At 50.9% G+C, this 12,241-nt stretch carries 12 protein-coding genes; 6 read left to right on the top strand and 6 right to left on the bottom strand.

Features of this window, described 5'->3' with window-relative positions; translation table 11 throughout:
• Positions 1-308 precede the first annotated feature (308 nt).
• On the top strand, positions 309-467 hold the full coding sequence (locus HEN21_RS22930) for a protein YoaL (RefSeq protein ID WP_272941839.1): 159 nt from the start codon (positions 309-311) through the stop codon (positions 465-467).
• Entirely contained in the window at positions 455-2,011 is a 1,557-nt protein-coding gene (gene yoaE / locus HEN21_RS00305; protein ID WP_000394977.1) for a CNNM family cation transport protein YoaE, read from the top strand. Before HEN21_RS22930 ends, yoaE begins: the two co-directional genes overlap by 13 nt.
• A gap of 3 nt (positions 2,012-2,014) precedes the next feature.
• Here yoaE and HEN21_RS00310 read toward each other — a convergent pair whose 3' ends face one another.
• The 4 genes from HEN21_RS00310 to pabB all read right to left on the bottom strand — a co-directional run bounded on the left by HEN21_RS00310 (position 2,015) and on the right by pabB (position 7,234).
• On the bottom strand, positions 2,015-3,613 hold the full coding sequence (locus HEN21_RS00310) for an EAL domain-containing protein (protein WP_176252052.1): 1,599 nt from the start codon (positions 3,611-3,613) through the stop codon (positions 2,015-2,017).
• Between the two features lie 129 nt (positions 3,614-3,742).
• The gene (sdaA, locus tag HEN21_RS00315; RefSeq protein WP_000624293.1) at positions 3,743-5,107 is read right to left on the bottom strand and encodes an L-serine ammonia-lyase; all 1,365 of its coding nucleotides are present in this window, start codon (positions 5,105-5,107) and stop codon (positions 3,743-3,745) included.
• A gap of 183 nt (positions 5,108-5,290) precedes the next feature.
• Positions 5,291-5,869, bottom strand: coding sequence for a CoA pyrophosphatase (locus tag HEN21_RS00320; RefSeq protein ID WP_176252051.1), 579 nt, complete (start codon positions 5,867-5,869; stop codon positions 5,291-5,293).
• A 3-nt stretch (positions 5,870-5,872) separates the two neighbouring features.
• Positions 5,873-7,234 carry an aminodeoxychorismate synthase component 1 gene (pabB, locus tag HEN21_RS00325; RefSeq protein WP_000854959.1) on the bottom strand — a complete coding sequence of 454 codons (1,362 nt, stop codon included), beginning with the start codon at positions 7,232-7,234 and terminating at the stop codon, positions 5,873-5,875.
• A 73-nt stretch (positions 7,235-7,307) separates the two neighbouring features.
• Here pabB and HEN21_RS00330 point away from each other — a divergent pair, with 73 nt between their 5' ends.
• Positions 7,308-7,487 (top strand): YoaH family protein, encoded by a 180-nt coding sequence (locus HEN21_RS00330; RefSeq protein ID WP_000457334.1) that lies wholly within the window; start codon positions 7,308-7,310, stop codon positions 7,485-7,487.
• Positions 7,488-7,671: 184 nt separating this feature from the next.
• Here HEN21_RS00330 and HEN21_RS00335 read toward each other — a convergent pair whose 3' ends face one another.
• Positions 7,672-7,971: a DUF1889 family protein gene (locus HEN21_RS00335; RefSeq protein WP_001111982.1), complete on the bottom strand. Its 300-nt coding sequence runs from the start codon at positions 7,969-7,971 to the stop codon at positions 7,672-7,674.
• A 441-nt stretch (positions 7,972-8,412) separates the two neighbouring features.
• Positions 8,413-8,757 carry a RidA family protein gene (locus HEN21_RS00340; RefSeq protein WP_024191110.1) on the bottom strand — a complete coding sequence of 115 codons (345 nt, stop codon included), beginning with the start codon at positions 8,755-8,757 and terminating at the stop codon, positions 8,413-8,415.
• A gap of 131 nt (positions 8,758-8,888) precedes the next feature.
• On the opposite strand from HEN21_RS00340, the gene HEN21_RS00345 reads away from it, so the two are divergent.
• From HEN21_RS00345 to yeaY, 3 genes are read left to right on the top strand one after another with little or no spacing between them, the layout of a single operon-like run.
• Positions 8,889-10,799 carry an ATP-dependent DNA helicase gene (locus HEN21_RS00345; RefSeq protein WP_176252050.1) on the top strand — a complete coding sequence of 637 codons (1,911 nt, stop codon included), beginning with the start codon at positions 8,889-8,891 and terminating at the stop codon, positions 10,797-10,799.
• A gap of 57 nt (positions 10,800-10,856) precedes the next feature.
• On the top strand, positions 10,857-11,552 hold the full coding sequence (tsaB, locus tag HEN21_RS00350; RefSeq protein ID WP_001220970.1) for a tRNA (adenosine(37)-N6)-threonylcarbamoyltransferase complex dimerization subunit type 1 TsaB: 696 nt from the start codon (positions 10,857-10,859) through the stop codon (positions 11,550-11,552).
• A gap of 39 nt (positions 11,553-11,591) precedes the next feature.
• Complete coding sequence (yeaY, locus tag HEN21_RS00355) at positions 11,592-12,173, top strand: Slp family lipoprotein YeaY (RefSeq protein ID WP_000290576.1); 582 nt, start codon at positions 11,592-11,594, stop codon at positions 12,171-12,173.
• The last annotated feature ends 68 nt before the right edge of the window (positions 12,174-12,241 follow it).

Raw genomic sequence — 12,241 nt, forward strand, 5'->3', positions numbered from 1 at the left:
TCCTTTATTATTGTTAACACCTCAACGTGCCAGATGTATTTTTTGAATCGTCGTCCACAATCGAATCGATTCAGATAAGGGTTACAACCAAAAACCCCTGCGTTTCGCGATTTATTTTAGATAGCGAAAAAAATATTTTATGTGATGAAGATCCGTAATTTAACTTTGGATTAGCAAAATTCCGAAATGTAAAATATCCTCGTTACATTCGTTTGCAAAGGAAGGTAAATCTTTGCCAAATCAGAGTTCTCTCTGATATGTTTAACTCCCGTTTAACAATCAAGGAGTATGGGGCAGCAGCCCGCAGTATGGATCGTCACCGACGTCATTTCAGCATCAGGCCTTTCAGCGCCTGCCTTTCTGGCATTTTTTGCCGCACCTTTTGTTTGCATTTTGTCGTTACGCCTGCATTATTTCTGGCGCCGAATAGCTATTCCTTAAGCAGGAGCTTGTCATGGAATTCTTAATGGACCCCTCGATTTGGGCGGGGCTACTCACGCTTGTCGTTCTTGAAATCGTGCTGGGTATCGATAACCTGGTTTTTATCGCCATTCTTGCCGATAAACTGCCGCCAAAACAACGTGATAAAGCACGTTTGTTGGGGCTGTCGCTGGCGCTGATCATGCGTCTGGGACTGTTATCGCTGATTTCATGGATGGTCACCCTGACCAAACCGCTATTTACCGTGATGGATTTTTCCTTCTCCGGCCGCGATCTGATTATGTTGTTCGGGGGGATATTCTTGCTGTTTAAAGCGACAACGGAGCTGCATGAACGGCTGGAAAACCGCGATCATGATTCTGGTCATGGCAAAGGCTATGCCAGTTTCTGGGTGGTCGTAACACAGATTGTCATCCTCGATGCCGTCTTTTCGCTGGATGCGGTGATTACTGCAGTAGGGATGGTCAACCATCTGCCGGTGATGATGGCGGCGGTGGTGATTGCAATGGCGGTCATGTTGCTGGCGTCGAAGCCGCTGACGCGATTCGTTAACCAGCATCCAACGGTAGTGGTGCTCTGTCTGAGCTTCCTGTTAATGATTGGTCTGAGTCTGGTAGCAGAAGGTTTTGGTTTCCACATTCCGAAAGGTTACCTGTATGCCGCGATTGGCTTCTCGATCATTATCGAAGTATTTAACCAAATTGCGCGCCGTAACTTTATTCGTCACCAGTCGACTTTACCGCTGCGTGCACGTACTGCCGATGCCATCCTGCGTTTGATGGGCGGTAAACGTCAGGCGAATGTTCAGCATGATGCGGATAACCCGATGCCGATTCCCGTGCCGGAAGGCGCGTTTGCCGAAGAAGAGCGATACATGATTAACGGTGTACTGACACTGGCGTCGCGCTCTCTGCGCGGAATTATGACGCCGCGCGGCGAAATCAGCTGGGTTGACGCTAACCTTAGTGTCGATGAAATCCGTGAGCAGTTGCTTTCTTCGCCACATAGCCTGTTCCCGGTATGTCGCGGTGAACTGGATGAAATCATCGGCATCGTGCGTGCGAAAGAACTGTTGGTGGCACTGGAAGAGGGCGTTGATGTAGCGGCGATTGCTTCGGCGTCTCCGGCGATTATCGTTCCGGAAACCCTCGATCCGATCAACCTGTTGGGCGTGCTGCGTCGTGCTCGCGGTAGTTTTGTTATCGTTACCAACGAGTTTGGTGTGGTGCAAGGTCTGGTTACGCCTCTGGATGTGCTGGAAGCCATTGCCGGTGAGTTCCCGGACGCTGATGAAACGCCGGAAATTATTACCGACGGCGACGGTTGGCTGGTAAAAGGTGGTACAGACCTCCACGCCTTACAGCAGGCGCTTGATGTTGAGCACCTTGCCGATGACGATGATATCGCGACGGTCGCAGGCCTGGTGATTTCTGCAAATGGTCACATCCCGCGTGCTGGCGATGTGATTAACGTAGGGCCGTTGCATATCACCATTGTTGAAGCTAACGATTATCGTGTTGATCTGGTTCGCATTGTTAAAGAGCAACTGGCGCACGACGAAGACGAATAATCATTAACGAAATCGCATAACGGGCGTGATATGTCCATTATGCCGGGCGGGCGGCGGTTGGCTGCCCGCCAGCCATTTTGGGAAATCACGCAGCGGCATTGGTTGCGCGTACAAATACCCTTGTAAAATATGCACCCCATGACGGCGTAAATATTTTGCCTGTTCTTGCGTTTCTACGCCCTCCGCCACCAGTTCAATATTCAGCCTTTGCCCCAACGCAATGATGATATCGGTTACCGTCGAGTTAACCGCGTCTGAACCAATTGCAGCGGTGAATGACTTATCAATTTTCAGGACGTCAGGGCGTAACGTTTCCAGCCAGGAAAACGAACTGTTGCCGGTGCCGAAATCATCAATCGCCAGTTTGACGTTTTTACGATGCAGTTCGCGGGCAATCCGATAATCAACATCCAGTAAGGCATCGCGCTCGGTTATTTCAAGGATAAGTTGCTGAATCGGGTGAGCACTGAACCAGTACTGATTAAGATCTTTCAACAGCACGCCACGGCGAAAATGGCTGGGAGCGACGTTAATCCCAACGTGAAACTGGCTGCTCATTGGAAAAACGTGGATTTGACGGATGGTTTCCATCATCACATAACGGGTAAGCGGCGCTATCAGGTGATGTTCTTCCGCAATAGGGATAAACACATCCGGCGAGATCCAACCCTGACGAGGATTATTCCAGCGCAGCAATATCTCTACGCCAATACATTGCTGACTACGTGCGTTTAGTAAAGGTTGACAGAATAGCTCGAACTCATGTTGCGCGAGGCCAAGATTAATTTCGCGCGAAAAACTCATTCTGTGTGCGGTTGCCAGCCATGCAACATAACCCACCAGTAAACTCAACAGTACCGCCAGCGGGAGCTGGCTGGGAAGATGGTGCAACGCCAGTTCCGTCGCACCAGGTCCGCTGACGCTAATGGTAAAAGGAAAATTCTGCGATGAAACCTGGTAACGCTCATTGCCATTAAGCGGAGGTAAAGAATCAACCAGGCCGTCATCATAGAGTAAATGGCGATCGGCCACCGTCAGGCTGGCGTTTCTGATTTGCGGCAACTGCGGTTCCAGCAACATCGTCGTCAATAGCTCAATGTTGATCATCTCCAGAACGCCATCACCGCTATGTGATGGCGAGGGATACCACTGGATCAGCACTGGGCTACCTTTAATCAACACGCGATCGGTGGTAAGACGCAGAAGAGCCTGTGGGGCAGGCAAATCGGCCTGGATATCATGAACAGGAACATTTCGATAGCCAAAGATACTGGAGCAATAGAGCGTACCGTTTTGAACCAGGCCAATAGAACGCACGGTTTGCAGTTTGGCGGCCTGCTTGCGTAGAGGCAAATGAGTGACTGAGCAGGGGAGGCCAATCAACGGAAGTAAAAGCTCGCGTCCTTCCTGAAGGGGTTGTAAGACTTTATCCAGCTCTTCAACAGCGTGATTGGCGAAGAGGGTCACCCGCTGTTGATTTAAGTTACGCTGCGAAATAAACCGCACGCTTAGTGTCGCCACAAGCGTAAAGAGTGCGCAAATTGTACAAACAATCATTCGATTACGGCGATAGGTTTTAATGATCCGTTGTGCTTTTTGCATGCGGGCCGCCCTGTAAGCGCATGGCAACAAACGCCTGACGCAACAGTGGAAGTGTAGTGGGGAAATTTACAGCAGACGAGAAAGCGGGAGAAATTCGCCCATCCGTTGCAGATGGGCGAAAGAAAAGTATTAGTCACACTGGACTTTAATTGCCAGACCGCCGCGAGAGGTTTCACGGTATTTGGCGTTCATGTCTTTACCCGTTTCGTACATTGTCTCGATGACCTTATCCAGCGAGACGCGCGGTGCACTGGTGCGGCGTAAGGCCATGCGTGCGGCATTGATCGCTTTCACAGAGGCAATGGCGTTACGTTCAATGCACGGCACCTGAACCTGACCCGCAACCGGGTCACAAGTCAGACCAAGGTTGTGTTCCATGCCAATTTCCGCCGCCACGCAAACCTGTTCCGGGCTACCGCCCAACAGTTCTGCAAGACCCGCAGCAGCCATTGAACAGGCAACACCCACTTCGCCCTGACAACCTACTTCAGCACCGGAAATAGAGGCGTTCATTTTATACAAAGCGCCAATTGCCCCGGCCGCCATAAAATAGCGGGTATAGATGTCCGGGCTGACCGATTCAATAAAGTGGTCATAGTAAGCCAGCACTGCCGGAACGATGCCACACGCACCGTTGGTTGGTGCAGTTACCACGCGACCACCCGCAGCGTTTTCTTCGTTTACCGCCAGCGCAAACATATTTACCCAGTCGATGACATTCATCGGATCGTTAGACAGTTTATCGCTGGAAACCAGCATCCGGCGCAGGGCAGACGCACGGCGCGGAACACGCAGCGGGCCAGGCAATACGCCTTCGGTATTCATCCCGCGATCAATACATGCCTGCATGGTTTGCCAGACATGAGCAAAATATTCATCGATCTCTTTTTTGCTGTGCAGCGCCAGTTCGTTTTGCATTGCCAGGCCGGAAAGGGAATAGCCGGTTTCATTGCAGTACGCCAGCAGCTCGGTGGCGGATTTGAACGGATACGGCACGCTCACGTCGTTTGCGGCATCCTGACCAAAATGTTCTTCATCGACGATAAAGCCGCCGCCGATGGAATAATAAGTTTTGCTGTAGACGACTTCATCGCCGTTATAAGCGTGGATTTGCATACCGTTTTCATGCAACGGCAGGTTGCCGTTATGAAAACGCATTCCGTTGTCACGCGGAAAATCCACTTCATGCCGACCCTGCGCCAGCAGCAAGCGTTCGCGCTCTTCTACGTCGCGAATAAAACCGGGAATACTGTCGATATCCACGGTGGCAGGTTCGTTACCTGCAAGACCCATAATAATGGCGATATCGGTATGGTGGCCTTTACCCGTCAGCGACAGTGAACCATAAACGTCCACGGCAACGCGGGTAACGCTATCCAGTAAGCCTTTTTCGACCAGATCATCGACGAACTGTTTACCTGCCTTCATAGGCCCTACGGTATGGGAAGATGAGGGGCCAATCCCCACCTTAAACATGTCGAATAGACTAATCACGATAATACTCCTGACAAGGTGACTGGACTTCCAGTAACGAACTAATAACAACGCATAGTGTAAGAGGGAACGCGGCGACAGGCTTAACTATTCACATGAATTAAACTAATCAAAAACCGCGATTTAACTAATATTGCGATGATTGTCTCAAGTAGTGTTTTGTAGATGTAAAGATAAGTATAGTCAGGATTTCACACCAATTTGCAGCGCCAGCTCACGAATTATGCCTGCGGTCATTCCCCATACAAAATACTGTTCGTACCAGGAAAGCCATACCCGATGTGAATCACCACGGCGGTAGATATCTAAAGGGTGATAACGACCCAGATGTAATGCCTGGGCGAGCGGCATTTCAAACACTGCGGAAACTTCATCTTCACTGGCGCGATAAGGTAAATCAGGCGGGATAATGCCGACCACTGGCGTTACCTGGTAGCCAGTTACGCTATCGACAGGCGGCAGCACACCGATAACTTCTACGGCGGAAGGGGGAATAGCGACCTCTTCTTCAGCTTCGCGCAGCGCGGCGGCGATCACTGACACATCAGTATCATCTACAGCACCACCCGGAAACGCCACCTGTCCGGCGTGTTTGCGCAGATGAATCGAACGCTGTGTGAGCAATAACCCCGGCTGCGACCGGCGAACGATGGGGATTAACACGGCAGCCTGACGACGATTTAAGGTTTCCCGGTTTATTTGCGGGCGCAAAAGTTGAAAGCGCGATAAAAATTCATCAAGCGTCAGGCTACGGTAGTCCACGTCTTACTTCTCCAGTTGGCGTAATATCCTATTAACTTTATCAAAAGTTTCCTGATATTCCGCTTCTTCCTGACTATCGGCGACAATACCGCCGCCCGCAGAACAGTAAATTTGACCGTTAATGGCAGTCAGCGTGCGGATGGTGATGCTGGTATCCATATTGCCACAGAAGCTCAAATAGCCAATGCTTCCGCACCAGGCGTTGCGTCGCTGCGGTTCCAGTTCATCGATAATTTCCATTGCCCGTACTTTCGGTGCACCGGTGATTGAGCCTCCGGGAAAAGCCGCGCGCAGCAGATCGCTGGCATGAAGTTGTTCAGGTAGTTGAGCCGTAATGGTGCTCACCAGGTGGTGCACAGCGGGAAAAGGTTCCACCACAAACAGTTCCGGCACTTTGACTGAACCTGGCACAGCAACGCGACCAATATCATTACGCATTAAATCAACAATCATCAGGTTTTCAGCGCGATCTTTTGGCGAGTTCGCCAGTTTTTCTGCCTGTTTGCTATCTTCCTGAGGATCGGGCAGACGCGGCAGTGTGCCTTTAATCGGACGGGTCTGGATCTCACCGTCATCACAAAGAATAAAACGCTCTGGCGAGAGGCTTAAAATTGTGCCTTGTTCCAGGCGCAGGAAGGCACTAAACGGCGCGTGATTGGCCTGATTAAGCTGAACGAATGCCTGCCATTCATCACCGCAATAGGTAGCCTGAAAACGCTGGGCGAGATTCACCTGGTAACAGTCGCCACTGTGCAGATACTCCTGCACCTGACGAAATTTTTCGCCATACTGTTCGCGGTTCATATTAGATTGCCAGGCAGAGGTTAGCGCAAAATCACCCTGCGGTGTGATTTGCTGGTTTTCCAGCCAGGCCAGACGGGCATTGACATCATCATGACTCAGCAAAGAAACAGCCTGGCGCTGGTGGTCGACAATCAGTGCCCAGTCGTAGATACCTACCGCCATATCAGGCAGGTCGATATCTCTCTGCGCCACTTCTGGCAGTGACTCAAAACGGCGACCCAAATCGTAACCAAATAAACCCAGCGCGCCACCCTGAAATGGCAAATCATCGTTATGCGACGGGTGAATGTTTGCACGCTCCAGCGCCTGCTGGAGTACTGTTAACGGATCGTCAGTGGTTGTTGTGCGGGTTTCTCCTTTACACAAAACAGTTTCACTGCCGTAAGTTGTTAAGGTGCAAATCGGGTCTGCCACCACAATATCAAAGCGGCTATACGGATGATCGGCATAGCCAGAGTGCAAAAGCATCGCCCACGGCAGGTGGTTTAAGCGGGCAAAATAAAATTCAGCGGCGTCCTGACGCCAGGGTAAAGTAATCACAGCGGGAGATAACGTCTTCATCAGTCCTGACTCTACTGGCGATGTGCCGGGTAGCATGAAATAATTAGCGCCAACAATTTAGCAGGAGTTAACAATGTTTGCAGGTTTACCTTCACTCACCCATGAACAGCAGCAAAAAGCCGTTGAGCGTATTCAGGAACTGATGGCACAGGGGATGAGCAGCGGTCAGGCAATCGCACTGGTAGCCGAAGAGTTACGCGCCAACCATTCCGGCGAGCGGATCGTGGCGCGTTTTGAGGATGAAGATGAGTAATACAATGTTGGTTTCAACAGGGCGCATTATGACAAGCGAACCATTTGGCCCGTAGCGTTTGAACCAGAAAATTGTGGGGCTGTACTGGTTGAATGAATTAAGCAGTGTTTTTGATGGTTAGAAAAAAGGACGCTTTTCTGTGATAAAAAGCGTCCTGGCTCATTTTTGTTGGTAGAGATTTAACTTATACCAGTGCTTTGAGCTCTTCCTGCATATAAGACGAGAAGTATTCTGGATTTTTTATCACCACGCGTTCACCAGACTCCATTTTTTTTGCCCATCCCACCATTTTTTCCGTGAATCCCGGATTCCAGCCTTCCTGTTCGGCTCGCGCAGTAATATCGGCGGCACTCGCGGGTACTCCCAGTTCTTTCAAATATTTAAATATTCCCTTCGCCGTACTTTCATTCATAGAGCTGGGGGTTGGTGTTGATATATCCATGGCACCAATAAAATCCAGGGCTTTATCTATTACAGCAGGCATATTCTTGTCCTTAAATTAACCACGTGATCGATAAGACTATATATGACATTAAATTGCGCCTAATATCAAAAGGATTATAACGATATCTCATTAGTTAACCTGTTGACATTCAGGTATTTTAAAGGTAGCAGGTCATGGCGGGTTATCTAGTGATGTGCCGAAAATTAACAGCGAATCGTAGTGCCCCAGCCAGATTGTTCAGGTAATGAAGGACAAGAAAGAAAAGCAGCGTAAGTTAATCGAGTGATTAACATAATGGTTTGGTTTTTGCGATTAATATCATTTTTGTATAAATACAATAGGAATCATAAAAATAAATTATCAGCCGGGGTGCTACCCATCTAAAGTAAGATCTTAAGCACTGGCCGATTTGTTCATAATCGACCAGTTTTCCGATAAATTATCGTGTGATTTTTGCCTTGATATAATTATCTTCCGGAATTAGACCGCCGCAATAATTTTAATTTCAACTTTATACTTCGGGTTCATCAATCCCGCTTGTACCGTGCAGCGCACAGGTGCATGGCCCGCGACAACCCAGGCGTCCCAGGCTTTATTCATTGCAGCGAAGTCGTTTTTATCGGCCAGGAAAATCGTGGCATCCAGAATACTCGACTTATTGCTGCCCTGTTTTGCCAGCACTGCGTCAATTTGCGCCAGCGTATTCGCGGTCTGCTCAAACGCATCGGCATCGAGGTTTTCCGGTACACCGGTGTAGTAGAGCGTGTTGTTGTGGATCACCACATCAGACCAGCGGGCTTCGGCGTCAATACGAACGATAGTCATCATTTTGTCCTCATCATCATTCCATTTTTGTGCTGCAAAGACTGCCACAATGTAAGGTCGCCGTCACCACTTCAGCTGGCGAAAAGCAACCTGGCCTGACATAATCCCTGTTCAAATCAACAGGGGGTAGTGTGACGGACGATTTTGCACCAGACGGTCAACTGGCGAAAGCGATACCTGGCTTTAAGCCGCGTGAACCACAGCGACAGATGGCGGTAGCCGTCGCTGGGGCGATAGAAAAAAGCCAGCCGCTGGTGGTGGAAGCGGGAACCGGTACGGGCAAAACCTACGCTTACCTGGCCCCTGCGCTGCGGGCGAAAAAGAAAGTCATTATCTCGACCGGCTCTAAAGCATTGCAGGATCAGCTCTACAGCCGCGATTTGCCGACGGTGGCAAAGGCGTTGAAATACACGGGCAACATGGCGTTGCTGAAAGGGCGCTCAAACTATCTCTGCCTCGAACGTCTCGAACAGCAGGCGCTGGCGGGCGGCGATCTGCCGGTACAAATTTTAAGCGATGTGATCCTACTACGCTCCTGGTCTAATCAAACAATCGATGGTGATATCAGCACCTGCGTTAGCGTGGCGGAAGATTCACAGGCGTGGCCGCTGGTCACCAGCACCAACGATAACTGCCTCGGCAGCGACTGCCCGATGTATAAAGATTGCTTTGTGGTCAAAGCACGCAAAAAAGCGATGGATGCCGATGTGGTGGTGGTAAACCATCATCTGTTTCTGGCGGATATGGTGGTGAAAGAGAGTGGTTTTGGCGAACTGATCCCGGAAGCAGACGTCATGATCTTCGACGAAGCCCACCAGTTGCCGGACATTGCCAGCCAGTACTTTGGGCAGTCACTCTCCAGTCGACAATTGCTCGATCTGGCAAAAGACATCACCATCGCCTATCGCACTGAATTAAAAGACACTCAACAGTTGCAAAAGTGCGCCGACCGCCTTGCCCAGAGCACGCAGGATTTTCGTCTGCAACTCGGTGAGCCGGGTTATCGCGGCAATCTGCGCGAACTGTTAGCTAATCCGCAAATTCAGCGAGCGTTTTTACTGCTCGATGACACCCTTGAACTTTGTTATGACGTGGCGAAATTGTCGCTGGGGCGTTCCGCGTTGTTGGATGCGGCATTTGAACGCGCTACGTTATATCGCACACGACTGAAACGGCTAAAAGAGATCAATCAGCCAGGCTACAGTTACTGGTACGAATGTACTTCGCGCCATTTTACATTGGCGCTGACGCCGTTAAGCGTGGCGGATAAATTCAAAGAGTTAATGGAGCAAAAGCCCGGTAGCTGGATCTTTACCTCGGCAACATTGTCGGTGAATGACGATCTGCATCATTTCACCTCTCGGCTTGGGATAGAACAGGCGGAGTCGTTGTTGTTACCCAGCCCATTTGATTACAGCCGCCAGGCGTTACTCTGTGTGCCGCGTAACCTGCCGCAAACCAATCAACCGGGTTCCGCACGGCAACTGGCGGCAATGCTGCGACCGATCATCGAAGCCAACAATGGTCGTTGTTTTATGCTTTGTACCTCACACGCCATGATGCGCGATCTGGCTGAGCAATTCCGCGCCACCATGACGCTTCCCGTTTTGTTACAGGGCGAAACCAGCAAAGGGCAACTGTTGCAGCAGTTTGTTAGCGCCGGTAACGCGCTTCTTGTGGCGACCAGCAGTTTCTGGGAAGGGGTGGACGTGCGCGGCGATACGCTGTCGCTGGTGATTATCGACAAGTTGCCGTTTACCTCGCCGGATGACCCACTGTTAAAAGCACGCATGGAAGATTGCCGTTTGCGCGGTGGTGACCCGTTCGATGAAGTGCAGCTCCCGGATGCGGTCATTACTCTCAAGCAGGGCGTAGGGCGACTGATTCGCGATGCCGACGATCGTGGCGTGCTGGTGATTTGTGACAATCGACTGGTGATGCGTCCTTACGGTGCAACGTTCCTCGCCAGCTTGCCGCCCGCGCCGCGTACCCGTGACATTGCCCGTGCGGTTCGCTTCCTTGCGATACCATCCTCCAGGTAATTTGTTATTGAGTATGGTATGATGCGCGCCTTTTTATTGATCTAAGCACGAAGACCCATGCGAATTCTGGCTATCGATACCGCGACAGAGGCCTGCTCTGTCGCCCTGTGGAACGACGGTACTGTCAACGCTCATTTTGAGCTTTGCCCTCGTGAACATACTCAACGAATCTTACCGATGGTGCAGGATATCCTGACCACCAGCGGAACCTCCCTGACTGACATTAATGCTCTGGCTTACGGACGTGGCCCCGGTAGCTTTACCGGCGTGCGTATTGGTATTGGCATTGCGCAAGGGCTGGCGCTTGGCGCGGAGCTGCCGATGATTGGCGTCTCCACGCTAATGACGATGGCGCAAGGGGCGTGGCGCAAAAACGGCGCAACCCGCGTGCTGGCAGCCATTGACGCGCGGATGGGCGAAGTTTACTGGGCTGAATATCAGCGTGATGAAAACGGTATCTGGCACGGTGAAGAAACCGAAGCCGTACTCAAACCAGAACTCGTTCATGAGCGGATGCAGCAGCTTTCCGGTGACTGGGTGACGGTGGGGACGGGCTGGCAAGCCTGGCCGGATCTTGGCAAAGAGAGCGGGCTGGTTCTGCGCGATGGTGAAGTGTTACTGCCCGCCGCAGAAGATATGCTGCCGATTGCCTGTCTGATGTTTGCCGAGGGTAAAACGGTGGCGGTGGAACATGCCGAGCCGGTTTATTTACGTAACAACGTCGCGTGGAAGAAACTTCCGGGCAAAGAATGAATCTTAAGAGTATGCCCTGAGAAAAAAAGGAGTCGCATCATGGCGGTTCAAAAGAATGTTATCAAAGGCATACTGGCAGGTACGTTTGCGCTAATGCTGAGCGGTTGTGTCACTGTGCCGGACGCCATTAAAGGCAGCAGTCCCACGCCGCAACAAGATTTAGTTCGGGTGATGAGCGCGCCGCAACTGTACGTTGGTCAGGAGGCGCGCTTTGGTGGCAAAGTGGTTGCGGTACAAAACCAGCAGGGGAAAACCCGTCTGGAAATTGCCACCGTACCGCTCGATAGCGGAGCCAGGCCGACGCTGGGAGAGCCTTCTCGCGGGCGCATTTATGCAGATGTGAATGGTTTTCTTGATCCGGTCGATTTCCGTGGACAACTGGTCACGGTAGTTGGGCCAATCACCGGTGCGGTTGACGGCAAAATCGGCAACACGCCCTATAAATTTATGGTGATGCAGGTAACGGGTTATAAACGTTGGCATTTAACCCAGCAGGTGATTATGCCGCCTCAGCCGATTGATCCGTGGTTTTATGGCGGTCGAGGCTGGCCCTATGGTTACGGCGGATGGGGCTGGTATAATCCTGGCCCCGCGAGAGTACAAACAGTTGTAACTGAATAATTGCTTGTTTTTAAAGAAAAAGAAACAGCGGCTGGTCCGCTGTTTCTGCATTCTTACGGTAAATATAA

Origin of the sequence: Escherichia sp. 93.1518 (genome assembly GCF_013368915.2) — a bacterium.
GTDB classification, from domain to species: domain Bacteria; phylum Pseudomonadota; class Gammaproteobacteria; order Enterobacterales; family Enterobacteriaceae; genus Escherichia; species Escherichia ruysiae.

What these genes read in the sequence shown, in the direction of transcription:
- yeaY (WP_000290576.1), top strand. Translation starts at nt 11,592, where the DNA reads ATGGCGGTTCAAAAGAATGTTATCAAAGGCATACTGGCAGGTACGTTT.
- HEN21_RS22930 (WP_272941839.1), top strand. Translation starts at nt 309, where the DNA reads ATGGATCGTCACCGACGTCATTTCAGCATCAGGCCTTTCAGCGCCTGC.
- HEN21_RS00310 (WP_176252052.1), bottom strand. Translation starts at nt 3,613, where the DNA reads ATGCAAAAAGCACAACGGATCATTAAAACCTATCGCCGTAATCGAATG.
- HEN21_RS00340 (WP_024191110.1), bottom strand. Translation starts at nt 8,757, where the DNA reads ATGACTATCGTTCGTATTGACGCCGAAGCCCGCTGGTCTGATGTGGTG.
- tsaB (WP_001220970.1), top strand. Translation starts at nt 10,857, where the DNA reads ATGCGAATTCTGGCTATCGATACCGCGACAGAGGCCTGCTCTGTCGCC.
- yoaE (WP_000394977.1), top strand. Translation starts at nt 455, where the DNA reads ATGGAATTCTTAATGGACCCCTCGATTTGGGCGGGGCTACTCACGCTT.
- HEN21_RS00330 (WP_000457334.1), top strand. Translation starts at nt 7,308, where the DNA reads ATGTTTGCAGGTTTACCTTCACTCACCCATGAACAGCAGCAAAAAGCC.
- pabB (WP_000854959.1), bottom strand. Translation starts at nt 7,234, where the DNA reads ATGAAGACGTTATCTCCCGCTGTGATTACTTTACCCTGGCGTCAGGAC.
- HEN21_RS00335 (WP_001111982.1), bottom strand. Translation starts at nt 7,971, where the DNA reads ATGCCTGCTGTAATAGATAAAGCCCTGGATTTTATTGGTGCCATGGAT.